We start from the raw sequence: 25,921 nt of genomic DNA on the forward strand, positions 1-25,921 counted from the left end.
CAGGACCGAATCCCACAACGTCGGCTGATCATTTACAGTACGAAACACGATGGCCTCGACCCCTTCACACCCAAGGGTTCGAGGCCATCCTCTCGACGAACAAACCCCCACTCAGAGACCGCCACGCCCCGACTTTTTCAGATCGAAGTAGCTACCGGCGTTCGGCAAGTGCCTTGCTCGCCGTCTCGCGCCACGCGGCCGCGCTCATCTCGTCGAAGACCGCCACTGCGGCCGTCAACAGCTCCACCGACTCGGCCGTGTCGAGGCGACCGAGTGCGAGCAGCACCCGCCCCTCGATCAGCCGCTCGCCCACCCGACGGGCGATCACCAGCGCCTCGCGGAGCAGCCGCTCCGCCTCGGCGCCCTCGCCCAGGTCGGCCTTCACCTCGCCGAGCGCGTGGAGCACGTACGCCTCGCCGACCGGGTCGCGCGCCTCCCGGACGATCCCCAGCGCGCTCTCGCCCACCTGCGCCGCTTCCGCGGCGCGCCCCTGCAGGCGGTACACCTCCGCGAGCCGCTTCAACAGCTGCGCCCGCGGGCGGCCGGTCGCCTGCGGCTTCGTGAGAGCACGGTCGAGCAGACTCTCCGCGACATCCAAGCGCTGCTCCAGGGTGTGCACGTACGCGATGTGGCCGAGCGCGTTGGCCTCGGCCAGCCCGTCGCCGAGCTCCGCGAAGAGCGCACAGGCGGTCTCCAGCCCCTGCAGCCCGCGCTCGTGTTCACCACGGAACATCTGCACAGTGGCCAGGTGCCGCATCGTCGCCGCACGGTCGCGCTTGCCGCCGATCCGCTCGAACGTACGCAATGCGTCGGTCAGCGGCGCGATGGCCTCGTCCAGGCGGCGACGGTTGAGCTCGAGCACGCCGAGCGAGTACAGCATGCTCGCCTCGCCGCGTGCGCTGCCCGCCTCCCGGCAGGCGCGCAGCGCGTACTCGGTGACCGTCTGCCAGTCGTCGTAGTACGCGCGGGCCTCGAACATGAACAGCCAGCGCACCACCAGGTCCCAGCTGACCTCGTGCCAACCGCGCTCGGCGCACTGCCGGATCGCCGCCACCAGGTTGGAGCGTTCGCTCTCGAACCAGCGCAGCGGATCGGCACCCTCGGGGTCCTGCGGCAGCCACGACGCCGTCGCACCGCGCAGGCCGCCGCCCGTCGGGTCGCCGTACTCGACCCGCCGCGCCTCGTCGGCCATGGCGAGCAGGCCGCCGAACACCCTGGCCACCGCGGCGTCCACCGCGTCCCTCGCCTCCTCGGTCCCGGCGCGTTCGCGGGCGAACAACCGCACCAGGTCGTGGAAGCGGTACCGCGTCTTGCCGGCGAGGTCGGTGCCGAGCGGCTGCACGAGTTGCGCGTCGACGAGCTCCTCGCAGAGGTCCTCGGCCGCCGCGAGGGTGCAGTCGCCGAGCGCCGCGAGCAACCAGGGCGCGAACCCGCCAGGCGTGTCGACGAGGCCGAGCCGACGGAACGCGACCTTCGCCCCAGGCGACAGGTCGCGGTACGACAGCTCGAAGCTGCCGCGCACCTGCAGCTCCTGTTGGCTGAGCTGGTCCAGCCGGTCGCGTTCACTGGCCAGCCGGTCGACCACCTGCTGTGCCGTGCCGTTCGGCGCCGAGGTGAGCCGCGCCGCGACGACCCGCAGTGCGAGCGGCAGCCCACCGCACAGCGCGGCAAGCGCGGAGACGTCGACAGGTTCGGCGTCCAGCCGGTCCACACCCACGACGTCCCGCACGAGGGCGGCCGACTCGGCGTCGGACAGCATCTCGACCGGCACCGCGAGCGCACCCTCGCCTACGACCAGGCCTTCCAGCCGCCGACGTGCCGTGACGAGCACACAGCAGCTGCTCGAGCCAGGCAGCAGCGGGCGCACCTGGTTCGCGGACGCCGCATTGTCCAGCAGGACCAGCAGCCGGCGACCGTGCACGGTGCTGCGGAACAGCGCGGCACGCTCCGCCACCGTCGCCGGCAACGCCTCGCCGGACACCCCGAGCGCACGCAGGAACTGCTCGAGCACGGCACCGGGCTCGACCGGTTCGACCTCGGGGTCGTAGCCACGCAGGTCGGCGAAGAGCTGCCCGTCGGGGAACCGCTCCGCCACCCGGTGTGCCCACTGCAGCGCCAACGTCGTCTTCCCGGTCCCCGCGGCACCGCTGATCACGGCCAGGTGCCTGGTCGAGTGGTCGAGTGGTCGAGCAACGAGTCGAGCACGGCGAGGTCGGTCTGCCGGCCGGTGAAGTGCGGCACCGCGGGCGGCAGCTCGACCAGCCGGTACGAGTCCACGGCGGCCGCCGCGCCGGCCAGCTGGGTGGGCAGCGCGTCGTCGTCGATCGCGTTGCGCAGGTCGGTCAGCACCGCCCCGGGCTCCAGTCCCTGTTCCTCGACGAGCAGCTGGTGGCCCTGCTCGTACACCTCGAGGGCGTCGGCCTTCCTGCCCAACCGGGCGAGGGCGAGCATCAGCTGGGCCCGCGCGCGTTCCCGCAACGGCTGCTCGGCGAGCACGGCGGGCAGCGCGTCGGCGACGGCGTCGAGGTGCCCGAGCAGCAACGCCAGCTCGGCCCACTCCTCGGCGGCCGCCAACCGGAGCTCGGCCAGCCGCTGCGCACCGGCGCGGATCGGTGGGCTGCACAGCCCGTCGAGCACCGGTCCGTGCCACAGGTCGAGCGCGGCGCGGAACGTCTCTTCGGCGTCGCCGTGCCGCCCCGCCCCGGCGGCGGACCGTGCCGTCTCGATGCGTTGTGCAGCCAGGTGCGCATCCAGCGCCACGGTGTCGGACCTGACCCGGTAGCCGCTGCCGACCGTCTCGATCACCTCGTCCGCGCAGCCGGCGGCGACGAACGCCTTGCGCAGCGCCGACACGTGCACCGAGAGCAATGCGCGCGCCGACGCCGGCGGCCGGTCGCCCCAGATGGCCGCGATCAGCGACTCCGGGTCCACCACCCGGTCGACGTCGAGGAGCAGGCCGGCGAGCAGCGACCGCGGCCGCGGCCCGCCGAGGTCCACCTCCGCACCTGCCACCTCGGCGGCCAGCGGGCCGAGGATGCGGCAACGCACCGTCCTGCTCATAGCTGGCTCGCGATGACGTCAGGCGTCGCGGGGATCGGCTCGCGGCCGATCACGACACGTTCCTCCGCGCCGATCAGCCCGAGGTCGGCGAGGATGTCGGCGGCGGCGAGCCAGCACTCCCGGCCACCGATGCCCAGGTCGTGCAGCGCCATGCCGAGCCCCCACAGGTGCTCGGCCTCCCAGTAGGTGCCCGCGTAGTCAGCCGACCGTCCCCGTTCGAGCACCTCCCTGAAGGTACGCACGGCCGTACGTAGCTCGCCGGCGAGCCGGAACGCCTCGGCCATGTTGCCGAGCGCGATCAGCTCGGTCCGCCAGCTGCTCGCCTCGCGCGCCATCGCCACGCTCTTCTCGTGTGCCGCGATGGCGTCGTCGTACTGCCCGAGGCGCTGGTACGTCAGGCCGATCGCGCTCTGGCACATCGCCTGGCGGCCGCGGTCGCCGAGCTGCTCCGCCAGCGTCTCTGCGCGCTGCAGGCTCGCCAGCGCGTCGTCGTGGCGGCCGAGCGCCCGGCAGGCCACGCCGTGGCCGTGCAGGGTGAGGGCCTCACCGGTGAGGTGCCCCACCGCACGCCACATCTCCAGCGCATGCTCGAAGGGCGGGATGGCGTCGGCGACCCGGTCGAGCGCCGACAGCGCCCACCCGACGTCGTTGTGTGCGAGGCCGAGGTGGTGCGGGTCCTGCGTGCGCTCAGCCGCGCGCCGGACGATCTCAGACACCACCAGCTGCTCCCGCCACCTGCCGCGGTTCTCCAGCGGCATGTCAAGCGCGACCGCCAGGCTCACCGCGACGGCCGGCTCGTCGCCGACCGCCGCCTGCTCGGCCGCGAGCAGCAGGTTCTCCCGCTCCGCCTCGATCCACGCGTTGACCTCTGGCACCGACGACAGGGCGACGCCGGGATGCACCAGCTCGACCGGCACGAGCTCGAGGCGCCAGCGGTAGCACGGCGCGACGACCATCGCCGCGGTGTGCGCAGTGGCGACGTAGCAGTGCATCGCCCGGCGCAGGGCGGCGGCGCACCCGCGCCGACCGTCCTCGACCTCGGCGAGCTCCCTGGCGAACAGCCGGAGCAGGTCGTGCAGCCCGTAGCGCTCCCCGGTGCGGGTGGCCAGCTGCGCGGCGACCAGCTCGCCCAGCAGGTCCTCGGCCAGGGCGACGGGGACGTCCGCGAGCGCCGCGGCCACCTCGACGCTGACCGTCGAGCCGTCGAGCACGCCGAGCAGCCGGAACATCCGTGCCACCTCGGGGCGGTCGAGGTCCGCGTAGCTCACCGCGAAGCTCGCCCGTACGTCGTGGTCGTCGACGCGCAGCTCGCCCAGCCGCCGGCGTTCCACCGCCAGCCGTTCGACGAGCGCCTGCACCGACAGCGAGGGCCGCGCGGCGAGCCGCGCGCCCGCGATGGCGACGGCGAGCGGCAGCCGCCCGCACAGCCGCACCAGGTCGGCGGCGGCGCCGGCCTCCGCGTCCAACCGGTGCGGCCCGGCGATCCGCGCGAGCAGCTCCTCGGCCTCGGCCGCGGCCAGCACGTCCAGCTGGTGGTGCTCCGCGGTGTCGAGGGCGTCGAGCCTGCGCCTGCTCGTCACAAGCGCGGTGCTCGAATTGCCTGCGGGCAGCAACCTGCGCACCTGCGTGGCGTCCGCGGCGTCGTCGAGCACAACGAGCAGTCGCCGGTCGGCGGTCAGCTCCCTGAACCTGGCCACCGCCGTCTCCGCGTCGACGGGCACATCCGCGGCCGGCACCCCGAGCGACCGGAGGAACTGGGCGAGCACGTCATGGCCGCTGGGCGGCGTGGTGTGCGGCGTGGTGCCGTGCAGGTTGGCGTAGAGCTGGCCCTCGGGGAACTGGTCGGCGACGCGCTGCGCGACGGCGATCGCGAGCGCGGACTTGCCGACCCCGCCCGGCCCGCTGACGACGATCGGCCGACCGTCCGCGGCGGGCAACGACGCGCTCAGCGCGGCCACCTCCGCCGTCCGCCCGGTGAAGGTGACGAGCGCGTTCGGCAACTCGGTGGGCACCGGCCGGCTGGGCGGGTCCTGGCCGGCGGGAGCGCCGGCCAGGACATGCGAGTCGCGCTCCCCGACGTCCATGTCCTCGTCGCCGAGCAGGATCCGCTGTTCCAGCTGCCGCAGCTCGGGCCCCGGCTCCACGCCGAGCTCGTCGACCAGCACCCGGCGCCCCTCGCGGTAGACCTCGAGCGCGTCCGCGGCGCGTCCCGACCTCGCCAGCGCCACCATCAGCTGACCGCGCAACCGCTCGCGGTACGGATGGGCACCGACCGCGGCGGTCAGCTCCCCGATCAACGGCACGTGCCCGCCGCGGTCCAGCTCGAGCCGTGCGCGCTCCTCCACGATGGTCAGCCACAGCTCCTCGAACCGCGTCGCGGCAGCCGCGACCAACGAACTGTCCAGCCCGGCAAGCACCGGGCCGCGCCACCGCCGCTGTGCGGCGGCGAGCAGGTCGACGGCCTCGCCGGTACGTCCTGCGGCAGCCGCCGCACGTGCCTGCTCCACGAGGCTCTCCGCCTCGTACGCGTCGACCCGCACCGCGTCCCTGCGCAGCCGGTAGCCGCCCGGCACGGTGTCGATGACGGCGGTACCGAACGCCTTGCGCAACGTCGAGACGTGGATGGACAGTTGTGCGCGCAGCGACGTCGGCAGCTCTGCGCCCCACACCGCCTCCGCCAACCGCTCGGTCGACACCGGGTGGCCCCCGTCGAGCACGAGCGTGGCGAGGAGCACCTGCGGTCGCTGCCCACCGAGCCGAATCGGGCAGCCCTCGACGAGCACCTCGAGTGGCCCGAGAATCCGGCAGTCCGGCCGGTCCGTCAAGTGGCTTTCCTCCGCCCCGCGCCGGCCAACTATGGCCGACCTATAACCGCCGCCGCCTATCCTCCTACAGGTTCACCTGCGCCTGCATCCCTCGGCACGGCCAGTGAGCTCTCCACCTGGAACCGGCAGACGCCGGATGGCATCACTGACGCCGACGCCGTCCGGCGCGGTTCCACCAACCGAGGAGGTCTCTGCGTGACGGGTTTGCCCCCCGAGATCGGACGACTGGCCGTACCTGGCTTCCTCGCGTTCGCCGTCGTCAGCGCGACCCTTCTCGGCCCGGTCAGCGAGGCGTCGCACGCCGCAGAACGCGCCCCGGTGAGCGCGGGCGACCTGGTCATCGACACCGTCGTAGGCACCGGCGACGTGGGCAACACCGGCGACGGCGGCCGGGCGCGTTCCGCCGGGTTGAGGGAACCGATGGACGTCACCACCGGGTCGGACGGCACCCTGTACGTCCTCGCCGGGCAACAGGTCAGGGCCGTCGACCCGAAGACGAAGGACATCACCACCATCGCCGGCACCGGCAAGTCCGGCTTCAGCGGCGACGGCGGCCCCGCGAAGAAGGCCACGTTCTCCGGGTACGAGAACTCGTACCCCGCCAACGGGCTCGCGGTCGGTAGCGACGGCACCGTCTACGTCGCCGACACCGGCAACCACCGCATCAGGGCGATCGACCCGGACGACGGCACCATCCGCACCGTCGCCGGCAGCGGCCGGGGCGAGGAAGGCGGCTTCAGCGGCGACGGCGGCAAGGCCACCAGGGCCCGGCTCCAGAACCCGAAGGACGTGGCGGTCGACGCCGACGGCAACCTCTACATCGCGGACTCGGAGAACTCTCGCGTGCGGTTGGTCGACGCCGACACCGGGAAGATCAGCACGATCGGTCGGTCCGACACGTACGTCTCGACGGACGGGATCGCCGTACACCCGTCCGGCCGGGTGTACGTTTCCGACCAGACCGGCAACCAGGTGCTGGTGGTCGACCGGCAGAAGAAGACCATGGAGCCGGTCGCAGGCAGGGGCACATCGGCGGCGGAAGTACAAGGCCCGACCGGGCTCGCGTTCAGCCGCGACGGCAAGGCGCTCTACGTCGCCGGCACCGACCCGTTCGCCGAATACCCTGGCAAGGCCCGTATCTTCCGGCTCGAGCTGGCCACGAACAAGGTTCGTACATACGCCGGTGGCGGTGCCGCGGAAGCGCTCGGCGATGGCGGCCGACCGACCGACGCGTACCTCGGCGAGCAGCTCTCGTCCAGCACGCGCGGTGTCGCGATGGGCCCCGCGGGTGAGCTGTACCTCACCGACTCGCGGAACCTCCGCGTCCGCAGCGTCCGCAAGGCGCGGCACCCGGTCCGCGACGACGACCGGCTGGCCGGCCAACGCATCGACTCCCTGGTCGGCAGCGGGAAGCGCACCTCGGCCGAGGACTTCGGCGACAACGAGGACGGGCCGTTCGAACGCGGCGCACACGCGCTCGACGACGTCGACCTGCAGAGTCCCAGCGACGTGGTGGTAGCCGACGACGGCACGATGTACCTCGCCGATACGGGCAACGACATGATCCGGATGGTCGACCCGGACGACGGTGTCGTCCGCACCCTGGCCGGCAGACCGGACTACCGTCCGTACGACGAGGACGGCGACGGCGACGGCGGGAAGGCGACCAAGGCGTACCTGGAGGATCCGCGCGCGCTCGCCCTCGGCCCGGACGACCGGCTGTACTTCGCCAACGAAACCAGCGACGAGACCATGATCAGGTACGTCGACCTCGACGACGGCACGATCGACACCCTGCGCGGCAGCCGGTACGAGTTCACCGCACCCACCGGCCTCGCGTTCGATGGGAAGGGCGACCTGTACGTCCTGGACGCCGACGCCCAGCGCCTCTGCCGGCTGGAGCTGGACGCGGACGAGTGCGTGACGGTCGTCGCCGACGATCCCGGCAGCGGTCCGGGCGCGGAGACCGAACGGTTCGTCAGCCCCACCGCCCTCGCCATCGGCCCAGGCGGCGCCCTGCTCGTCGCGAACGGCAACCAGATCCTGCGCGTCGACAAGCGAACAGGGCAGGTCAGCACGTTCGCCGGTTACGTGTTCGGTCGTAGCGTCGAAGGAGGCGGCGGGTCGGCGTACTCCGCCTCGTTCGGCTACATCGCCGACATGTCCGTCGCAGACGGCACGCTGTACCTCACCGACAAGGCCAACCACCGGGTGCGTGCGATCGACCTGAAGCAGCACGTCGTCAGGCGGGTCGCGGGAACCGGCAAGCTCCGCGAAGGCGGCGGCAGCGACGGCGCCATCAACGGCGGCGGTGACTTCACCGGCGACGGCAAGCCAGCCGGCAAGGCCGAGCTCAACGAGCCCAGCGCGGTGGCCGTCGGCCCGGACGGCGAGCTGTACATCGTCGACAGCAGCAACCGGCGGGTACGGGTGATCGGCGAAACCGAGATCACCCCCGGCATCGTCGTCCACCCCCTCGTCACCATCGCTGTCATCACGGTCCTGCTGATCGCCGCCGCCATCGTGCTGCGCGTCTGGTGGCGGCGCAGGAAGCACCAGCCGACCGGCGCCGGGGCAGCATGAGCCGGTCCGCCGCTACCTTCGCGGCGCTCACCGTGCTCGGGGCGGCTCTCCTCGGCCAGCTCGGCGGCGAGCCGTCGCGTGCGGCCGAGCGACCGCCGGTGGCGGCAGGCGATCTCGTCATCGACACGGTCGTCGGCACCGGCGACCCTGGCAACACTGGCGACGGCGGTCCGGCCCGCACGGCCGGGTTGGCGGAACCGGTGGACGTCGCCACCGGACCTGACGGCACCCTGTACGTACTCGCCGGGCACCGGATCCGCGCCGTCGACCCGAGGACGAAGACCATCACCACCATCGCCGGCACCGGCAAGTCCGGCTTCAGCGGCGACGGCGGCCCCGCGAAGAAGGCCACCTTCTCCAGCCGCGAGTCCAGTGGCTACATCTACGGCGCACGCGGACTCACGGTCGGCAACGACGGCACGCTCTACGTCGCCGACACCGGCAACCACAGGATCAGGGCGATCGACCCGGACGACGGCACCATCCGAACCGTCGCCGGCAGCGGCGGGACAGGCGTCAAGGACAGGCACTTCGGCGGCGACGGCGGCAAGGCGACCAAGGCGCTGCTCTACTACCCGAAAGACGTCGCGGTAGACGCCGACGGCAACCTCTACATCACCGATTCGCTGAACTACCGCGTGCGCATGGTCGACGCCGACACCGGCAAGATCGGCACCATCGCCGGGTACGCGCTACCCGAGGAGGTCGGTGCCTTCCCCGAACCTGCCGTCGGGACGAAGCGCGCCACCAAGACGTTCGTCCGCCCCGACACGGTCGCCGTCCACCCGTCCGGCAAGGTCTACTTCGCCGAGGCGGCCACCGACCTGGTGCGGGTGGCCGACCCGGCGAAGGACACCATCGAGACCGTGGCCGGAGCGGTCACCCGCGCACCCGAGGTGCACGACCCGTCCGACCTGGCGTTCGACCCCGAGGGCAAGGCCCTCTACATCGCCGGCTACGACCGCGTCTACCGGCTCGACCTGGCCACCAAGGACGTAAGCGCCTACGCCGGCGGCGAGAAGGACGCCCCGGTCGGCGACGGCCGCAAACCGACGGACTCGGTCATCGCCGGCGCGCCGATGGGTATCGGTATCGCGGTAGGGCCGGCGGGGCAGCTCTACCTCACCGACGCCCAGATCTACCGGATCCGCATGGTCGCCGAGGCGGAGCACGCCACCCGTCCCGACCACCGGCTGGCAAGCGAACCGATCGACACCCTGGTCGGCAGCGGACGGCGCATACCCGCCGACGACACCGGCGACGAAGAAGAAGACGGCCCGTTCTACCGCGACGTGCACGAGTTCGACGAGGTCGACCTCAGGAATCCCGGCGACGTCGTCGTGGACGACGACGGCACGCTCTACCTGGCCGACACGGACAACGACAGGATCCGCACGGTCGGCCTCGGTGCGGGCGTCGTCCGCACCCTGGCCGGCCGGCCGGACATCCGCCCGTACGACGAGGAGGACAACGGCGACGGCGGCAAGGCCACCGAGGCGTACCTCAGCACACCGCGTTCACTCGCGCTTGGTCCTGACGGCAGGTTGTACTTCGCCGACGACACCGGCGACGAGACCGCCATCAGGTACGTCGACCTCGACGACGGCACGATCGACACCATGCCAGGCAGCCGGTACGAGTTCGTGAACCCGACCGGGCTGGCCTTCGACGCGGGTGGCGACCTGTACGTCGTCGACGGGGCAGCCGACCGGATCTGCCGGCTGGAACCGGACGCCGACGAGTGCGAGACGGTCGTCGCCGACGACCCGGACGAGTACGGCGAGGAGACCGACCGGCTGAACGGCCCGGTCGGCCTGGCCATCGGCCCCGGCGGCGGGCTGTACGTCTCCATCGGCCCGCAGGTGCTGCGTGTGGACAAGCGCACCGGGAAGATCACCACGTTCGCCGGCTACCAGGCCGGCGGCGTCGGCGTGGCCGGCGACGGGGCCACGGCGTACTCCGCACAGTTCGGCGCGATCAGCGACCTGACCGTGGCCGACGGCACGCTGTACCTCACCGACAAGGCCAACCACCGGGTCCGTGCGATCGACCTGGAACGCACGTCGTCAGGCGGGTCGCGGGAACCGGTGAGTTCCGCGAAGGCGGCGGCGAGGACGGCACCACCTACGGCGGCGGCGGCTTCGCCGGCGACGGCAAGCCCGCGGGCAGAGCCCAGCTGAACGAACCCACCGCGGTCGCGGCCGGCCCGGACGGCGAGCTGTACGTCGTCGACGGCAGCAACCAACGGGTGCGGGTGATCGGCGAGACGAGTATCACCCCGGGCGTCGTCGTCCACCCACTCGTCCTCGTCGCAGTCCTCGCGGCGGCGCTGGTAACCGGCGCGGTCGTGCTGCGTATCCGACGGCGGAAGAGCCACCCCGTCGCCCCCTAGGCAGTTTTCGCCGGCGGGAAATAGCATCGCCTCGTGACCCAGCTACGAGTGGCACTCGCCCAGACGAACCCGACGGTAGGTGACCTGCGCGCCAACGCCGACCAGGTCCTGGCCAAGGCGCGCGACGCCGCCGCGACGGGCGCGCACCTGGTGGTCTTCCCCGAGATGCACCTCTCCGGCTACCCGGTGGAGGACCTCGCGTTGCGCAAGTCGTTCTGCAACGCCTCTCGCCGCCAGCTCGACCAGCTCGCCGCCGAGCTCGCCGAGCGCGGCCTGGGCGACATTACCGTCGTCGTCGGGTATCTCGACGTGATCGGTGGCCGCTCGCAGCGGGCCGGGCAGCCGCCCATCGCACCACTCAACGCCGGCGCGTTCGTGCACGGCGGCAAGGTCATCGTGCGCTACGCCAAGCACCACCTGCCGAACTACGGCGTGTTCGACGAGTTCCGCTACTTCGTCCCCGGCGAGGATCTGGCGGTGGCACGCGTGCACGGCGTCGACATCGCGTTGATGATCTGTGAAGACCTGTGGCAGGAGAAGGGCCCGTCGATCTACGCGCGTACCGCCGACGTCGGCCTCGTCCTCGCCATCAACGGCTCGCCGTACGAGCGGCTGAAGGACGACTCCAGGCTGGAGCTGTGCGCCCGACGCGCACAGTACGTCGGCTGCCCGCTGGTGTACGTCAACATGGTCGGCGGCCAGGACGAGCTGATCTTCGACGGCGACTCGCTCGTCGTCGACGCGAAGGGTGAGCTCGTCGCGCGTGCCCCGCAGTTCACCGAGCACCTGCTGACCGTCGACCTGGAGCTCAAGGCGGCGGCCCAGGACGCCACGGCACTCACGCCGAGCGTGGACCGCGTGGTCATCTCCACCGAGCCGCCGGAGAGGTACACGCCGCTCACCCCCAGCGTCGCCGACCCGCTCGACGACCTGGCGGAGGTCTACCAGGCGCTGGTGCTCGGCACCCGCGACTACGCACGCAAGAACGGCTTCGAGTCCGCCGTCCTGAACCTCTCCGGCGGCATCGACTCCGCGCTCGTCGCCACGATCGCGGTGGACGCGCTCGGCGCGGACCGCGTGCACACGCTCGCGCTGCCGTCGCAGTACTCCACCGAGCACTCGCTGACCGACGCCGAGGACCTGGCCAAGCGGCAGGGCGTCGACTACCGCGTCCACCCCATCAGGGGCATGTACGAGGCGTTCTCGAGCGAGGTGAGCCTGCACGGGATCGCCGCCGAGAACCTGCAGGCGCGCATCCGCGGCACGATCCTGATGTCGGTCTCCAACGAGGAGGGCCACCTCGCGCTCGCGACCGGCAACAAGAGCGAGCTCGGCACCGGCTACTCCACCCTGTACGGCGACTCCGCGGGCGGTTACGCGCCGCTCAAAGACGTACCGAAGACCACGGTGTGGGCGCTGGCGCGCTGGCGGAACGCGGAGGCCGAACGCCAGGGGCACGCGCAGCCGATCCCGGAGAACGTCATCAGCAAGCCGCCGTCGGCCGAGCTCGCGCCCGACCAGCAGGACAGCGACTCGCTCCCGCCGTACGAGCAGCTCGACGCGCTGCTCGACGACTACGTCGAGGACGACTTCGGCCGGGCCGAGCTGATCGAGCGGGGACACGACCCGGAGCTGATCGACCGGGTGACGGCGATGGTCGACCGGGCCGAGTACAAGCGGCGGCAGTTCCCGCCAGGACCGAAGATCTCCGAGCGCAACTTCGGCCGCGACCGGCGCCAGCCGATCACGAACGCGTGGAGCGAAGGGCGGAAGTGACGCCTACTGCGGTGGGTACTGGCCGAGCTGCTGGTTCCCACCGGGCACCTGCTGCTGCGCGCCGCCGCGCAGCTGGGTGATGAGCCGGTGCGTGCCGACCGTGGCCCGTGGGTCGTCCAGCGCTTCGAGCACGCCGTTCTTCACCGCCGCTTTCACGATGAAGTACATGACGACGAGGCCGATCGCCATCATGACCAGGCCGAGGAGAAGACCGATTATGCCGCCTGCAGCTGCCATGCCGGGATGGTAGCACCGTGCGTATTCGCAGCTGGCCGCCGAATGCCCGCGGTTGCACTGCTGTCCTATGGTGGACACGTTGCCGCACGATCACCTGGTAGGCATCGGCCGTTCAACGCCGTGGGGTACTCCTTGAGCTGCTGATGCTCCAGCCGCGGAAGGTGGCCGTCATGTCGAGTGCACCGCTGTCCCGTAGGTCGGTGCTCGTCGGCGGCCTGGTCACCGGCGGCGCGCTGCTCGTCCCGTCGTCCTTACCTGCGAACGCTGTGCCGCGCCGGGCACCCGCCCTGGTCCGCGGCGGCCGGCCCGCACTGACGCACGGCGTGCAATCCGGCGACGTCGGCGCGACCTCGGCGACGGTCTGGGCACGCAGCGACCGCCCCGCCCGCATGCTCGTCGAGGTCAGCCTCGACCCCGAGTTCACCCGGTCGCGCACGCTGCCGGGCGCGCACCTCGGCGAAGACTCCGACTACACCGGGAAGACGCGGCTCACGGCGCTGCCACCCGGCAGGGACGTCCACTACCGCATCACCCCCGTCGACCCGTCCGACGACCGCCGCAGCGGGGAGCCGGCCACCGGCCACCTCCGTACGCCTCCGGCACGTGCGAGCGACGTGTCGTTCCTGTGGTCCGGCGACCTCGCCGGCCAGGGCTGGGGCATCGACCGCGATCGCGGCGGCTACCGGATCTTCGCCGCGATGCGCGACCTCGATCCGGACTTCTACCTGTGCAACGGTGACAACATCTACGCGGACAACCCGCTGGAGGAGACGGTCGCGCTCCCCGACGGCACGACGTGGCACAACGTCGTCACCGAGGAGAAGTCGAACGTCGCGCAGACGCTGGCCGAGTTCCGCGGCAACTACAAGTACAACCTGCTCGACGACAACCTGCGCGCGTTCTACGCCGATGTTGCGCAGATCCAGCAGTGGGACGACCACGAAACGCTGAACAACTGGTGGCCGGGCGAGATCCACGACGACGACAGGTACACGGAGCGGCGCGTCGACGTGCTCGCCGCCCGGTCGAACCAGGCGTGGCACGAGTACACGCCGATCGCGGCGCGACACGACGAGGAGGGCCGCATCTACCGGGTGATCCACCACGGCCCGCTACTCGACGTGTTCGTGCTGGACATGCGCTGGTACAAGGACCCGAACTCGGCCAACAAGCAGACCTTCAACAACGGCGGCGTGCTTGGCCACCGGCAGGCCGAGTGGCTACGCGACGAGCTCAGCAGGTCGCGGGCGACATGGAAGGTCATCGCGAACGACCTCCCGCTCGGCATGGTGGTGCCAGACGGCGACGACTTCGAAGCCGTGTCACAGGGCGACCAGGGCGAGCCGCTCGGCCGGGAGATCCAGATCGCCGAGCTGCTCAGCTTCCTGAAGCGCGAAGAGATCCGCAACGTGGTCTGGCTGACCACCGACGTGCACTTCACCGCCGCACACTACTTCGACCCCGCACGAGCGACGTTCACGGACTTCTACCCGTTCTGGCAGTTCGTCTCCGGTCCACTGCACGCCGGTGGCTTCCCGCAGCTCGAGCTGGACTCGACGTTCGGCTGCGAGCAGGTCTTCGTCAAGGCACCGACGGAGGCGAACGTCTCCCCCGCCACCGACTACCAGTTCTTCGGCCAGGTACACATCGACGCACAGAGCAAGCACCTCACGGTCAAGCTCCGCGACGTGCACGCACGGGTGCTGTGGGAGCGCGAGCTGCGCCCGTACGAGCGCTAGCACGCCCCTAGACGCCGCCGAGCTGTTCGGTCAGCACGTGGCGTGCCTCGACCAGCGAAGGGCCGTACCAGGTCAGGTGGCGGCCGCTGACGAGCGCCACCGAGTGGCTCTCGAAGTTCTCCGGACCGTCGGTCGCGGAGAACGCGTAGGGCTCGTCCGGCAGCACCACGAGTCCCGCCGCAGCGCGCAGCTCGGCGAGCGGCACGCGCGGGTAGCGTTCTTCGTGCCCGGCGTACGCGTTGTCCACGCCGAGCATGCGCAACAGGTCACCGGCGAACGTGTCACTGCCGAGCACCATCCATGGCCGCCGCCAGATCGGCACGACCGCCGTACGCCGCGCTCCTACGTACGGCAGGCTCCACACCTGTTCCGCCGTCGCCAACCAGGCCGGGCGGTCGAGACCGAGCGCGCGGAACATCCGCGTCAGGCTCGCCAACGCCTCGACGACCGTGGTGCACTTCGTCACCCACACGGCGAGACCCGCTGCGCGCAAGGCATGGAGATCGACGTCGCGGTTCTCCTCGAAGTTGGCCAGCACCAGGTCGGGAGCGAGCTCCACGACGGCCGCGACGTCGGGGTTCTTCGTGCCGCCCACCCGCACCGGTTCCGTGTCCGCAGTGTGCGTGCACCACGCGGTCGCGGCAACGAGTAGCTGCGGCGCGGTGACCGCGACGCTCTCGGTAAGCGACGGCACCAACGACACGACACGCCGGACAGGCGAAGGCACCGCCACCTCGACACCGGTGTCGTCACGGACGCGCTCGCGGGGAGCCATGCAGGCATACTCGCACTCTCAGTCGATGCGTTGGACGCGCACCGTGCACACGGGGCACCATGAAGGTGTGGATGCGACGACCGCGGCGATGCTCAGACTGCTGTTGCAGCCGACCGAATGGCCCGATCGAGTCAGCGACTTCGCCGCGGGCATGCGTCGTGTGAGCCGCAACCCGTCCGGGCTACTACTCGTCGGTACGCCGGACGACGAACCATGGCACCTCGCCGCACACCTCGACGAGACCGCGCGTTGGGAAGGGATCCCGGAGATCTCGCCGGTGCTCGTACGGTGGACTCCACCGCGTGAGGGACCACAACACCTCACCATGGGCATGCGCCGTCTTGACTACGTACGCCGCGGCGATCTCGTTCTCGTCGTCGCTCCCACGGCCACACCACCGCGTCTGCTCGAACGCGTCGACGACGCCAAGAAGAGTGGCGGCGCAGTGTTCAGCATCGACGGTGGTGACGACGACCTCAACTCGATCGCACACGAGTCGTTGAGTGTCACGGCACCGATCACCGTGCCACCGCATCAGTCGAACGTCCCAGTACCCGATCTGGGCGACACGACGGTCGCGTTCGAGACGGTGCAACACCTCGTCAACCTTGCGGCTGGTGAGACCACGAATCGCCGTGGACGTATCAGAGCGCGTCTAGCACGTGCACTAGAAGCGATCAGCGGCCCAAGCACTGTCGATTGAGCGAAAACCCTTTCACACCAATGGTTTTAGCCAATGTAGCAGACATACGTGCAGGTAGCTCCGGAACAGCCAACTCAACCCCCTTGCAAAGAAACGCGCGTGGCTACTGGTAAAACTGCACACTTCGATGCATGGTTTTGTTCAGCGAGTTCATTGACCAGTACTCGTAGACACTTACGGAGGCGACACCGAATGGCACCCGCTAAGAAGGGCGCTGCCAAGAAGAGCGCCGCGCGCAAGGGCGCAGCGACCCGCACTGCAAAGAAATCGACCGCCAAGAAGACAGCGGCCGCTAGGAAGAGCACCGCGCGCAAGACGGCAGCGAAGAAGACGGCCGCTAAGAAGGCGACCGCTCGCAAGGCACCGGCGAGGAAGACCGCCGCTAAGAAGACCGCCAAGCGGGCACCAGCCAAGAGGGCCGCCAAGAAGGCCACCGCCCGCAAGACGGCAGCAAAGAAGACCGCCAAGCGGGCACCGGCGAAGAAGACGGCCGCAAAGAAGGCGACCGCTCGCAAGGCAGCGGCCAAGAAGAGCGCCGCAAAGAAGACCGCCAAGCGGGCACCAGCCAAGAGGGCCGCCAAGAAGACGGCCGCAAAGAAGGCCACCGCCCGCAAGACGGCAGCAAAGAAGACCGCCAAGCGGGCACCGGCGAAGAAGACCGCCGCAAAGAAGACCGCGGCCCGCAGGGCCCCGGCCCGCAAGACCGCGGCGAAGCGCGCCGTCAGGCGATAACCGTCAGCGTGACCGATGGGGGCTGGGCATCTCGCCCGGCCCCCATCGTGCTGTCGGGTCAGTCATCGTCGCTCCACCGCGGGTCGTGCTCCCACGCTTCGTTGCGTTGCTCGGCCAGCCGGAGTGCGTTCTCCGCCTCCGCACGAGTGGCGAACGGTCCGAGCCGGTCCGCGTTGCGGCAGCCCTCGGCCGGTTCCACGGCCTTGTGCACAAGGCAGTACCACCATTGCTGCTCGTCCATCCCTCCAGCCTAGGCGTGACCGCCAGGCGATGCGGCGAGCGACCAGGCAGTTAGACTCGAGCACGTGCCTGTAACCAAAGGTCGGCTCTCACCGACGCGCGACGTGCCCGCACACATCCCCCGGCCGGAGTACGTCGGGAAGCCGGCGCCGACGCTGGGCGAGTCCGACGTCAAGGACGCGGAGACCGTCGAGCGGATGCGCGTCGCCGGCCGGATCGCCGCACAGGCGCTCCAGGAGATGGGCAAGCACGTCCAGCCCGGCACCACGACCGACGAGCTCGACCGGGTCGGCCACGAGTTCCTCTGCGACCACGACGCCTACCCCTCGACGCTCGGCTACCGCGCCTACCCGAAGTCGATCTGCACGTCGTTGAACGAGGTCATCTGCCACGGCATCCCCGACTCCACGGTGATCGCCGACGGCGACATCGTGAACATCGACGTCACCGCGTACATCGGCGGCGTGCACGGCGACACCAACGCGACGTTCCTCGCCGGTGACGTGGACGAGGAGTCCCGTCTGCTCGTCGAGCGGGCGCACGAGGCCCTCAGGCGCGGCATCCGCGCCGTCGCTCCCGGCCGTGCGCTGAACGTCGTCGGCCGGGTGATCGAGTCGTACGCACGCAGGTTCGGCTACGGCGTCGTGCGCGACTTCACCGGGCACGGCATCGGCACCACGTTCCACTCCGGCCTGATCGTGCCGCACTACGACAACCCTCAGCTCGACGTGGTCATCGAGACCGGAATGACGTTCACCATCGAGCCGATGATCACGTTGGGCACCCACGAGTGGCACATGTGGGACGACGACTGGACCGTCGTCACCCGCGACGGCAGGCGCACCGCGCAGTTCGAGCACACGATCCTGGTCACGGACGAGGGCACGGAGATCCTCACCCTGCCGTGAGGCGGGCGGACGAGCCAGCCTGTAAGCCGGATTCTGTCGCGCGGACCTGGGTCCGCGCGGGCGGCCATCCATCTAGGGCTGCCGTTGCCGACAGCCTCCTGCAGCCTACCCGCAGGCTCGGGCGGGGCCGCCCTCGAACGCCTGCGCAGGCCCAGGCTTCGCCTGAGCCCTCTTGGCCTTGCTCCGGGTGGGGTTTACCGAGCCGTCCGGGTCACCCCGGACGCTGGTGGTCTCTTACACCACCGTTTCACCCTTACCGCTGCGGCGTACCGCACCGGCGGTCTGCTTTCTGTGGCACTTTCCCGCGGGTCACCCCGGGTGGGTGTTACCCACCACCCTGCCCTGCGGAGTCCGGACTTTCCTCGTGGACGGATCCACGCGACCGCCCGGCTGGCTCGTCCGCAAGCACCAGCCTAGCCCTACGCCTCGGCTAGTTGTTCCCCGTCCCGTTCGCTTCGGCCGCACAGTCCGGCCGGAACGCGAACCCGGTGATCCAGCGCGTGGCGAGCTCCGCCGCCTCACCGACGCTCAGCCCGAGCTGCGGCACGAACGACACCCAGCTCTGGTAGCTCGTCGCCGTGTACGCCACCGCGACCGCGTCGTCCAGCGGCACCCGCAGCTGCCCGCACTCCTCCGCTTTCGCCAGCACCACGCGCAGGTAGCGCAGCCGCAGCTCCCTGCCCTCGTTGAGCGCCTCGTCGAGCGTAGCGGAGCCGCGGACGCTCATCACCGCGTCCAGCGTGTGCTCGATCCTGGCGAGCTCCGCGTACCACCGCGCGATGAACGTTCGCAGCAGCTCCAGCGGCGGCATCTCGTCGAGCTCCGTACGGTCCGGACGCAACGCGGCGAACCGCTTCGACACGGCGGTCATCGTCGCGACGATCAACTTCTCCGCCGAAGGGAAGTGGTTGTACACGGTACGCACGGCGACGTCCGCGCGCCGCGCCACAGCCGTCATGGTCAGCCCGGCACTGCCGCGTTCGCGCAGCAACTCGGTAGCGGTCGAGATCAGCAGTTGTCGCGTACTCTCGCGCACCTGCGCTCGCTTGGCTTTCGCGTCGGTACGCGACATCGTTGCCTTCCGCGGTTCATTAGGACTGCATGCCTAAGTTTAGAAGACGAACGCTCCCCGACACCTTCAATGCGCGGAGCGTACAACTGCGGGTGACGTCAACCGCACGATCACCAGACCCGCCCCGACGAGGCCGCCGACGACCGCCACCGCGATCGCCACGCGATAGCCACCGCCGTCCAGAGCGACGCCGGCGAGCGCCGAACCGAGCGCGAAGCCGGCGCCGAACGCGGTAACCACCCAGGCGAACGCCTCCGTCACGGTGCCGGCCGGAGCGAGTGAGTCGACGAGCACCATAGCGGTCGCGAGCACCGACGGCAGTGCGATTCCACTCACGAACGCGAGCGGCAACGTCCCGGCCACGCCGGGCGCCAGGATGAGCGGAAGGTAACCGAGAGCGAGCGCCAGCAGCAGCCAGAGCAGCCGACGCGACGGGTCCCTGCTCGGTCGGACCGCCGTGTTCGCCACCCCACCGATGAGCGCGCCGAACGCGTTGGCAGCGATGAACCAGGCCGCCGATGAGCGTGTGCTCACCGCCTCGGCGTGCCCGGTGATCGCGACCGTGAACGTGCCGATGGTCAGCCCGACGAACGCCACCGCACACAACAGCCTGATCAGGGCGGCGGATCGCAACGGCCCGGCCCAGTGCCGTACCACAGCTTCGCCGCGCCACCGCCTGCTCGGCGCGGCGGACGCGAACACGACGGTGCCGGCGAGACACAGCACCGCGGCACCGAAGAGGCCACCGGCCGGTCCGAAGACGGCGACGCAGCCGAGCACGACCAGCGGACCGAAGGTGAAGATCAGCTCCTGCATGGCCGTGTCGAGCGAGTACGCAGCCTGCACGTCGGCACCGCGGAGCAGGTCCGACCACAGCACGCGCAGACACGGCTCCAGAGGCGGCGTGGCGAACCCGGCGAGCGCGACGGCCGCGGCGGCCGGCACCACCTGGCTGCCCACGTCGAGGACGCCGACACAGAAGAACCCGACGGCCGAAGCGGCGGCGCTGCCGAGCAGCACCGGCGACTGGCGCCACCGGTCGACCGCACGGGCGAGGACGGGCGCACCGACCGCCTGGCTCGCCGCGTACACCCCGGCGAGCACACCGGCGACCGCGTAGCCGGCACCGTGCGCCCGCGTGACGAGGACGATCGCCAACGCCGCCATACCGGTCGGCAACCGACCGACGACCATCGAGAGGAGCAGCCGCGGCACCTGCTTCGTCGACAGGACGTTCGACAACGAACGCATCGGAGAACACCTTCCATCGCGTGGGACGAAGAACCTCGGGCGATGGAAGGTGTTATGGACGCAGGTCGCCGCGCTCGTGGTCCAGGCCGTAAAGCGGCAACGGCGGGGTGCACCACGCGGCGACGGACAGCATGCGCCGAGACTAGCTCAGGCGAGGTGCCTGATGTCGTTGAACGCCCGCAGTCGCGCGAACCCCTCCGCGTACCAGTCCACCGCGGACAGCCCGGTGGTCTCGATCCGCAGCCGGAAGATCACCTCGACAGGGACGTCGAGCGCGATCGACACGAGCACCGAGTGCAGCAGGCCGTGCGCGACGACGAGCACCGTCTTGCCCTGGTACCTGGCGAGCAGCTTGGTACGCGCCCGGTTCGCGCGCGTGCGCGCGTCGACCAGGCTCTCCCCGCCGGGCGGCGCGGCGGCGACCTCGGACGCCCAGCGTTCGAACTCGGCGGCGTACTTGGCGGTGATGTCGGCGAGCGAGAGGCCTTCCCACGAGCCGAAGTCGACCTCGCGCAGGTCGTCGTCCTCGCGGACGGTCTGCCCGAGCGCACTCGCCACGATGTCCGCCGTCTCGCGGGCCCGCCGCAGCGGCGACGACACGATGGCGTCGATCGGTTCACCCGCCGCCAGCGCCTGCGCGACCGCGCGCGCCTCCTCGCGGCCGCCCTCGGTGAGTGGCTCGTCGGCGACGCCGTTGAACCACCCGTCCGTCGACGCGGCCGTCGCACCGTGCCGCAGCAGCAACGTGCGGGTGGGCGTGCCGAGAGCGGGTGGGATGAACGCCCGGGCCTGCTCCTCGTCGGCGGCCGGCTCCGCGGCCTTCGGCGCCGCCCGCCGCGCAGCGCCTGGCTGTGCGGCGTCCATGGCTTCGTTGGCGAGCCGGTCCGCGTGCGCGTTGCGCTCGCGCGGCACCCACACGTAGCTCACCCGCCGGAACGTACGCGCCAGCCCGTTCGCCTCGATCGCCAGCGGCTTCAGGTCCGGATGCTTCACCTTCCAGTTGCCGCGCATCTGCTCGACGACCAGCTTGGAGTCCATCCGCACCTCGAGCTCGGCGGCGGGATCGATCTCCGCCGCCGCACGCAACCCGGCGACGAGCCCACCGTACTCGGCCACGTTGTTCGTCGCCTTGCCGATCGCCTCGGCGACCTCGGCAAGCACCTCGCCGCTACCGGCGTCCTTGACCACGGCGCCGTACCCGGCCGGCCCAGGGTTCCCGCGGGAGCCGCCGTCGGCCTCGACCAGCAGTGTGGTCACGAGGAGACCTCCCGCGTGAGCATCGTAGCGAGAATAAGACGGGTGGGCGGTACACCAGCCGCACGTGAGCGAGGAGCGGAGCGCGGGAGGTCGACGGGATGCTCGGTCATCTGGCCTCGCCCGCGCGCACGAGGATGCGGCGGCACTCCTCGCACCGCACGACCTCGTCCTCGGGTGCGCTCCTGACCCGCGAGAGCTCGGCGGGGTTGAGGGTGAGATGGCAGCCGCCGCACCGGCTGCCCTCGAGCCGGCCGGCACCGACACCGTCGTGCTGCTGACGCAGCTTCTCGTACAGCTTCAGCAGCTCGTCGGGTATCTGCTGTGCGAGCTGTGCCCGTTCGGCCGCCCGCTCGCCATGCTCGGCGTCGATCTCGCCGAACGCCGCGTCGCGGGTCGCCGTGACCTCGTCGAGCTCCTGCTGCACCGAGTCGCGTTCTGACGTCAGCTCCGCGATCTTCGTGGTGGTCGTCTCCAGCCGCTCCATCACCTCGAGCTCGGCGTCCTCGAGGACGCTCTGCCGCTGCCCCAGGCTCGCGATCTCCCCCTGCAGGCTCTCCAGCTCCTTCGGTGAGCTCACCGCGCCCGAGTCCAGCCGCTGCTGGTCCCTGGCCGCCCGCGAGCGCACCTGCTCCACGTCGGCCTCCGCCTTGCGCTGCTCGCGTTCCAGGTCGGACCTCGCGGCGTCCGCGGAGATCAACTCGTCACCGAGCTTCGTGACCTGATCGGTCAGCTCCATCGCCCGCGCGACCTCGGGCAGTGTCCGCCTGCGATGCGCGAGCTGGTCGAGTGTGCTGTCGAGCGCCTGCAGGTCTAGCAGACGCCGCTGGGCGTCAGGGGCGGCTTTCACTGGATGACAACTCCGGCCTCGTCGGTGCTCCTCGTGAGTCTGCACCGTACCCCGTGCGTGCGGCGCGCCGGCGTCGGGAACCCTATGCTCGAGCCGATGGAGGAGCACAGGCGCGATTTCCGGTTGCTACTCGTCAGTGCCCTCGCGACAGCCAGCGGCTACGGCCTGCTGCTCCCCGTGGTTCCGCTGTGGGCGCAGGCCGGTGGCGCGGCGCCGGCGGGGATCGGCGCGACCAACGCGGCGTTCCTACTGGCGACGGTCGTCGCTCAGTTCGGCACCCCGGCGGTGCTCCGCCTGCTCGGCCACCGCGAGACGCTGGCGCTCGGCTCGCTGCTGTTCGGTCTGCCGGTGTTCGCGTACGCGCCCACCAGCTGGCTGCCGGCGCTCATCACCGTCGGCGTGGTACGCGGTATCGGGTTCGCCTTGGTGGTGGTCACCGGGAGCGCGCTCGTCGCACACCTGCTCCCCGCCCATCGCCGCGGGCGCGGCCTGGGCCAGTTCGGGCTCGCGATCGGACTGCCGAACGTGATCTGGCTGCCGGCCGGGCCATGGCTCACCGAGCAGGTGAGCTTCCCCGTGGTCTTCGCCGTCGGTGGCGCGCTGCCGCTCGTCGGTGCGGCGATCACGCTCGCGATGCGCATCCGCACCCGCACACCGCGCGCACGCCGGGCACCCCGTACGTCGAACGCGGTCGCCTCGGTGCGACCGGCCGAGCTGGCGGCGCCGTTCCTCGTAGTGCTCGCCGGGGCGCTGGCCAGCAGCGCGTACGTGACCTTCCTGCCGGCCGCAGTGGACCGGACCGTGGCGGTGACCGTCGGGCTGCTCGGCTACGGCGTCGGCATCGTGGTGGGCCGCTGGCTCGCCGGTGTGTTCACCGACAGCCACCGCAGACCGGTGCTGCTCGGCCCCGGCGTGGCGGTCAGCGGTCTCGGTATGTTGACGCTCGCCGCCGTCACCGTCACCGACTCGGCCGCCCTCGCCGTCGTGGCGGTGGCGGTCGGCGGGTTGGCGTTCGGCGGGGGGTACGGCGCGGTGCAGAACACCACGCTCAGCGCCATGTTCGCCCGCGTCGAGCCGGCCGGCTTCGACAAGGCCAGCACGGTGTGGAACATGGCGGTCGACGCCGGCACCGGCGCGGGCTCCATGCTGCTCGGCCTGCTCGCCGGCGCCGCCGGCTACCCGTGGACGTTCGCCGCCACCGCGGCCATGCTCGCCGTCACCTGGCCGCTGGCCTTCGCCATCAACCGCAGGGAACGCAACCGCGGCGCGGCCTAGGCTGCGACCAGTTCCTTCGCCCAGTCCCTGGCCGCCGCCAGTGCGTCCACGGTGATCTGGTGACCGCCCGGGTGCCGGTACGTGCCGACGTCCGCGCCCCGCTGCTGCAGCTCGCTCACCAGCTGGTCGGTCGACGCGATCGGCGCCATCGGGTCGGCGGTGCCGTTGGCCAGGAACACCTTCGTCGCGCTCAGGTCGTGCGCGGGCGGCTGCGGCACCGGCAGCATGCTGGAGAACAGCACTGCGGTCTGCAGCACCTCGGGCCGCAGCAACAGCGTCGCGGCGGCGATGTTCGCCCCGTTGGAGAAGCCGATGGCGATCAACGGCCGCCCGACCAGCCCGTGCCGCTCGGTCGCCGCAGCGACGAAGTCGGCGAGCTGGTGGGCGCGCTCGACGACGTCGTCGGTGTCGAAGACGCCCTCGGCCAGCCGGCGGAACCAGCGCGCCGCGCCGAACTCCGACACCGGGCCGGCGGGCGCCAGCATCGGTGCGTCACCGAACAGCTGGCGCCCCAGACCGACCAGGTCGTCGGGCGTACCTCCGGTGCCATGCAGCAACAGCAGGACCGGGCCGGTGTCGCTGCCGGCGTGGACCCGGTAGTCCAGGCTCAACCCGTTGTCCGTCACAGTGCCTCCGCGGGCTTCGCCTGCGCCTCGTCGGCGCTCGGCAGCTTCAGCTCGGGCAGCACGTGCTCGATCTGGTCACGGTTGGGCTCCAGCCACGGCGGCAGCTTCAGCGCCTGGCCGAGCTCGAGCAGCGGCTCGTCGATCCCGAAGCCCGGGTCGTCCGTCGCGATCTCCAGCAACGTGCCGCCTGGCTCCCTGAAGTAGATCGAGGTGAAGTACTGCCGGTCCTTGATCTCCGTGACGTGGACGCCCTCGCCGAGCAGCTCCTTGCGCCACTGCGCCTGGGTCACCTGGTCCGGCGCCCGCCACGCGACGTGGTGCACGGTGCCACCCGCGACCAGCCCACGCGGTGCCCGCGGGTTGACGAGCACGTCCACCAACGTGCCCGCGCCACCGTCGCCGGCCGCGTACCTGATCCTGTTGCCCTCCTGCGCGGATGGCTTGAGACCCATCTCGGTCAGCATGCCCAGCGTCGCGTCCTCACTGGCCACCGCGAGGGTGACGGAGTGCAGGCCCTTGACCGCGTGCTCCGCGGGCACGAACGGGCTCTCCCACGGGTCGCGCGGGTCGCCGCCCGGGTGCGCGACGAGGGACAGGGCAAGCCCGTCCGGGTCGCGGAAGGTGAGCGTGTCCTCGCCGTCGCGGCTCTGGACCCGGCTCACCGAGACGCCGAGCTTCTCGAGGTGGTCGCGCCACCAGCCGATGGACTGCTCGGGCACGGAGAACGAGGTGGTCGTCGCCTGGCCGTTCCCCCGGCGTCCGGCGGGCACGTCCCGCCACGGGAAGAACGTCAACAGGCTGCCGGGCCGGCCCGCCTGGTCGCCGTAGTAGAGGTGGTAGGTCCCCGGGTCGTCGAAGTTCACGGTGGTCTTCACCAGCCGCAGCCCCAGGGTGCGGAGGTAGAAGTCCGCGTTGCGCTGTGGGTCGCCGGCGATGGCGGTGACGTGGTGCAGACCACTGGTTGCCAGCGTCATGAGGATCCTCCCGCTGTGCCGTTGAGCATGTGTTCGACGCTATTCTCAATTTATCTTTCGTGCAAGATATTCCCGTGGAAATAATCGGTTACACTGTGAGCGGACAGGACACGCATCCGATCGGAGGTCGCGGTGACCAACCAGCCAGGTGTCCAAGAAGTCGACAGCGCAGCCAGCACCGACGAGGTGGTCAGCTGGTGGGGCCTGGTCATCGAGGGTTACGCCAACACCCACCGCGGCCTGATGGGCGAGATCGAGGAACGGTTCGGGCTGCCGCCCGCCCAGTTCGACATCCTCATCAGGCTGTTGCGACACCCCGAGTACAGGATGCCGATGACCAAGCTCGCCCGCGAGGCTGCGCTGTCCAGCGGCGGCTTCACCAAGGTGGCCGACCGCCTCGCCCGCGTAGGCCTCATCGAACGCGTCCGCTGCGACGACGACCGGCGGGTCATCTACGCCGAGCTCACCGACCGCGGCCGCACCCTGGCCGAGGAGGCGCGCGAGGTCTGCGCGCAGATCCTCCGCCGCCGCCTGCTCGAGCCCCTCGGCCCCACCGCAACCGTCGCCCTGGCCGAGTCCATGCGCATCCTCCGCGAAGCCAACGGCGACACCCACCCAAGCACCGACCCGACCCGCTAGCCCTCGCCCC

22 protein-coding genes and 1 other RNA gene are annotated in these 25,921 nt (G+C 70.9%); 10 read left to right on the top strand and 13 right to left on the bottom strand.

Going from position 1 to position 25,921, the window contains the following annotated elements:
* Window positions 1-151: 151 nt before the first annotated feature.
* From GEV07_16395 to GEV07_16405, 3 genes are read right to left on the bottom strand one after another with little or no spacing between them, the layout of a single operon-like run.
* On the bottom strand, window positions 152-2,557 hold the full coding sequence (locus GEV07_16395) for a tetratricopeptide repeat protein (GenBank protein ID MQA04232.1): 2,406 nt from the start codon (window positions 2,555-2,557) through the stop codon (window positions 152-154).
* Window positions 2,152-3,060 carry a hypothetical protein gene (locus GEV07_16400; protein ID MQA04233.1) on the bottom strand — a complete coding sequence of 303 codons (909 nt, stop codon included), beginning with the start codon at window positions 3,058-3,060 and terminating at the stop codon, window positions 2,152-2,154. The genes GEV07_16395 and GEV07_16400 overlap by 406 nt, the downstream gene beginning before the upstream one ends.
* Complete coding sequence (locus tag GEV07_16405) at window positions 3,057-5,885, bottom strand: tetratricopeptide repeat protein (protein ID MQA04234.1); 2,829 nt, start codon at window positions 5,883-5,885, stop codon at window positions 3,057-3,059. Before GEV07_16405 ends, GEV07_16400 begins: the two co-directional genes overlap by 4 nt.
* Before the next feature lie 195 nt (window positions 5,886-6,080).
* On the opposite strand from GEV07_16405, the gene GEV07_16410 reads away from it, so the two are divergent.
* The 4 genes from GEV07_16410 to GEV07_16425 are packed head-to-tail and all read left to right on the top strand — an operon-like array spanning window position 6,081 to window position 12,636.
* Complete coding sequence (locus GEV07_16410) at window positions 6,081-8,468, top strand: hypothetical protein (protein ID MQA04235.1); 2,388 nt, start codon at window positions 6,081-6,083, stop codon at window positions 8,466-8,468.
* The gene (locus tag GEV07_16415; protein MQA04236.1) at window positions 8,465-10,648 is read left to right on the top strand and encodes a hypothetical protein; all 2,184 of its coding nucleotides are present in this window, start codon (window positions 8,465-8,467) and stop codon (window positions 10,646-10,648) included. Before GEV07_16410 ends, GEV07_16415 begins: the two co-directional genes overlap by 4 nt.
* The gene (locus GEV07_16420) at window positions 10,645-10,860 is read left to right on the top strand and encodes a hypothetical protein (GenBank protein ID MQA04237.1); all 216 of its coding nucleotides are present in this window, start codon (window positions 10,645-10,647) and stop codon (window positions 10,858-10,860) included. Before GEV07_16415 ends, GEV07_16420 begins: the two co-directional genes overlap by 4 nt.
* A gap of 33 nt (window positions 10,861-10,893) precedes the next feature.
* On the top strand, window positions 10,894-12,636 hold the full coding sequence (locus GEV07_16425; protein MQA04238.1) for an NAD+ synthase: 1,743 nt from the start codon (window positions 10,894-10,896) through the stop codon (window positions 12,634-12,636).
* Between the two features lie 3 nt (window positions 12,637-12,639).
* Here the strand turns inward: GEV07_16425 and GEV07_16430 are convergent, their stop codons facing one another.
* Window positions 12,640-12,873 carry a hypothetical protein gene (locus tag GEV07_16430; GenBank protein MQA04239.1) on the bottom strand — a complete coding sequence of 78 codons (234 nt, stop codon included), beginning with the start codon at window positions 12,871-12,873 and terminating at the stop codon, window positions 12,640-12,642.
* Between the two features lie 170 nt (window positions 12,874-13,043).
* Between GEV07_16430 and GEV07_16435 the strand changes: the two genes are divergently transcribed.
* Complete coding sequence (locus tag GEV07_16435) at window positions 13,044-14,612, top strand: alkaline phosphatase (GenBank protein MQA04240.1); 1,569 nt, start codon at window positions 13,044-13,046, stop codon at window positions 14,610-14,612.
* Window positions 14,613-14,619: 7 nt separating this feature from the next.
* Here the strand turns inward: GEV07_16435 and GEV07_16440 are convergent, their stop codons facing one another.
* Window positions 14,620-15,387, bottom strand: coding sequence for a cobalamin-binding protein (locus GEV07_16440; GenBank protein ID MQA04241.1), 768 nt, complete (start codon window positions 15,385-15,387; stop codon window positions 14,620-14,622).
* Window positions 15,388-15,412: 25 nt separating this feature from the next.
* Here GEV07_16440 and GEV07_16445 point away from each other — a divergent pair, with 25 nt between their 5' ends.
* Window positions 15,413-16,090 carry a hypothetical protein gene (locus tag GEV07_16445; GenBank protein ID MQA04242.1) on the top strand — a complete coding sequence of 226 codons (678 nt, stop codon included), beginning with the start codon at window positions 15,413-15,415 and terminating at the stop codon, window positions 16,088-16,090.
* Window positions 16,091-16,282: 192 nt separating this feature from the next.
* Window positions 16,283-16,822: a histidine biosynthesis protein HisIE gene (locus GEV07_16450; protein ID MQA04243.1), complete on the top strand. Its 540-nt coding sequence runs from the start codon at window positions 16,283-16,285 to the stop codon at window positions 16,820-16,822.
* A gap of 58 nt (window positions 16,823-16,880) precedes the next feature.
* Here the strand turns inward: GEV07_16450 and GEV07_16455 are convergent, their stop codons facing one another.
* Entirely contained in the window at window positions 16,881-17,063 is a 183-nt protein-coding gene (locus GEV07_16455) for a hypothetical protein (protein MQA04244.1), read from the bottom strand.
* Between the two features lie 64 nt (window positions 17,064-17,127).
* On the opposite strand from GEV07_16455, the gene map reads away from it, so the two are divergent.
* Complete coding sequence (map, locus tag GEV07_16460) at window positions 17,128-17,970, top strand: type I methionyl aminopeptidase (protein MQA04245.1); 843 nt, start codon at window positions 17,128-17,130, stop codon at window positions 17,968-17,970.
* Window positions 17,971-17,976: 6 nt separating this feature from the next.
* Here map and rnpB read toward each other — a convergent pair.
* The 5 genes from rnpB to GEV07_16485 form a co-directional block, all read right to left on the bottom strand.
* Window positions 17,977-18,368, bottom strand: an RNA gene (gene rnpB, locus GEV07_16465) — RNase P RNA component class A.
* Between the two features lie 32 nt (window positions 18,369-18,400).
* Complete coding sequence (locus GEV07_16470) at window positions 18,401-19,042, bottom strand: TetR family transcriptional regulator (GenBank protein MQA04246.1); 642 nt, start codon at window positions 19,040-19,042, stop codon at window positions 18,401-18,403.
* Between the two features lie 66 nt (window positions 19,043-19,108).
* On the bottom strand, window positions 19,109-20,293 hold the full coding sequence (locus tag GEV07_16475) for an MFS transporter (protein ID MQA04247.1): 1,185 nt from the start codon (window positions 20,291-20,293) through the stop codon (window positions 19,109-19,111).
* A 147-nt stretch (window positions 20,294-20,440) separates the two neighbouring features.
* Window positions 20,441-21,550 carry a bifunctional RNase H/acid phosphatase gene (locus GEV07_16480; protein ID MQA04248.1) on the bottom strand — a complete coding sequence of 370 codons (1,110 nt, stop codon included), beginning with the start codon at window positions 21,548-21,550 and terminating at the stop codon, window positions 20,441-20,443.
* A gap of 106 nt (window positions 21,551-21,656) precedes the next feature.
* Window positions 21,657-22,397 (bottom strand): hypothetical protein, encoded by a 741-nt coding sequence (locus tag GEV07_16485; GenBank protein MQA04249.1) that lies wholly within the window; start codon window positions 22,395-22,397, stop codon window positions 21,657-21,659.
* A 3-nt stretch (window positions 22,398-22,400) separates the two neighbouring features.
* Between GEV07_16485 and GEV07_16490 the strand changes: the two genes are divergently transcribed.
* Window positions 22,401-23,672: an MFS transporter gene (locus GEV07_16490; protein ID MQA04250.1), complete on the top strand. Its 1,272-nt coding sequence runs from the start codon at window positions 22,401-22,403 to the stop codon at window positions 23,670-23,672.
* On the opposite strand, the gene GEV07_16495 is transcribed toward GEV07_16490, so the two are convergent.
* On the bottom strand, window positions 23,669-24,298 hold the full coding sequence (locus GEV07_16495; GenBank protein ID MQA04251.1) for an alpha/beta hydrolase: 630 nt from the start codon (window positions 24,296-24,298) through the stop codon (window positions 23,669-23,671). The two genes, GEV07_16490 and GEV07_16495, sit on opposite strands and share 4 nt — an antisense overlap.
* Window positions 24,295-25,272 (bottom strand): ring-cleaving dioxygenase, encoded by a 978-nt coding sequence (locus GEV07_16500; protein ID MQA04252.1) that lies wholly within the window; start codon window positions 25,270-25,272, stop codon window positions 24,295-24,297. Before GEV07_16500 ends, GEV07_16495 begins: the two co-directional genes overlap by 4 nt.
* 243 nt (window positions 25,273-25,515) lie before the next feature.
* Between GEV07_16500 and GEV07_16505 the strand changes: the two genes are divergently transcribed.
* Entirely contained in the window at window positions 25,516-25,911 is a 396-nt protein-coding gene (locus GEV07_16505; protein MQA04253.1) for a MarR family transcriptional regulator, read from the top strand.
* Window positions 25,912-25,921: the final 10 nt, after the last annotated feature.

Source organism: Streptosporangiales bacterium (genome assembly GCA_009379825.1).
GTDB lineage: Bacteria > Actinomycetota > Actinomycetes > Streptosporangiales > WHST01 > WHST01.

Coding starts and splice junctions, on each gene's coding strand:
- GEV07_16490 (MQA04250.1), top strand. CDS start 22,401: ATGACAACTCCGGCCTCGTCGGTGCTCCTCGTGAGTCTGCACCGTACC.
- GEV07_16445 (MQA04242.1), top strand. CDS start 15,413: ATGCGTTGGACGCGCACCGTGCACACGGGGCACCATGAAGGTGTGGAT.
- GEV07_16400 (MQA04233.1), bottom strand. CDS start 3,060: ATGAGCAGGACGGTGCGTTGCCGCATCCTCGGCCCGCTGGCCGCCGAG.
- GEV07_16440 (MQA04241.1), bottom strand. CDS start 15,387: ATGGCTCCCCGCGAGCGCGTCCGTGACGACACCGGTGTCGAGGTGGCG.
- GEV07_16435 (MQA04240.1), top strand. CDS start 13,044: ATGTCGAGTGCACCGCTGTCCCGTAGGTCGGTGCTCGTCGGCGGCCTG.
- GEV07_16415 (MQA04236.1), top strand. CDS start 8,465: ATGAGCCGGTCCGCCGCTACCTTCGCGGCGCTCACCGTGCTCGGGGCG.
- GEV07_16500 (MQA04252.1), bottom strand. CDS start 25,272: ATGACGCTGGCAACCAGTGGTCTGCACCACGTCACCGCCATCGCCGGC.
- GEV07_16475 (MQA04247.1), bottom strand. CDS start 20,293: ATGCGTTCGTTGTCGAACGTCCTGTCGACGAAGCAGGTGCCGCGGCTG.
- GEV07_16430 (MQA04239.1), bottom strand. CDS start 12,873: ATGGCAGCTGCAGGCGGCATAATCGGTCTTCTCCTCGGCCTGGTCATG.
- GEV07_16505 (MQA04253.1), top strand. CDS start 25,516: ATGGGCGAGATCGAGGAACGGTTCGGGCTGCCGCCCGCCCAGTTCGAC.
- GEV07_16455 (MQA04244.1), bottom strand. CDS start 17,063: ATGGACGAGCAGCAATGGTGGTACTGCCTTGTGCACAAGGCCGTGGAA.
- GEV07_16450 (MQA04243.1), top strand. CDS start 16,283: ATGGCACCCGCTAAGAAGGGCGCTGCCAAGAAGAGCGCCGCGCGCAAG.
- GEV07_16470 (MQA04246.1), bottom strand. CDS start 19,042: ATGTCGCGTACCGACGCGAAAGCCAAGCGAGCGCAGGTGCGCGAGAGT.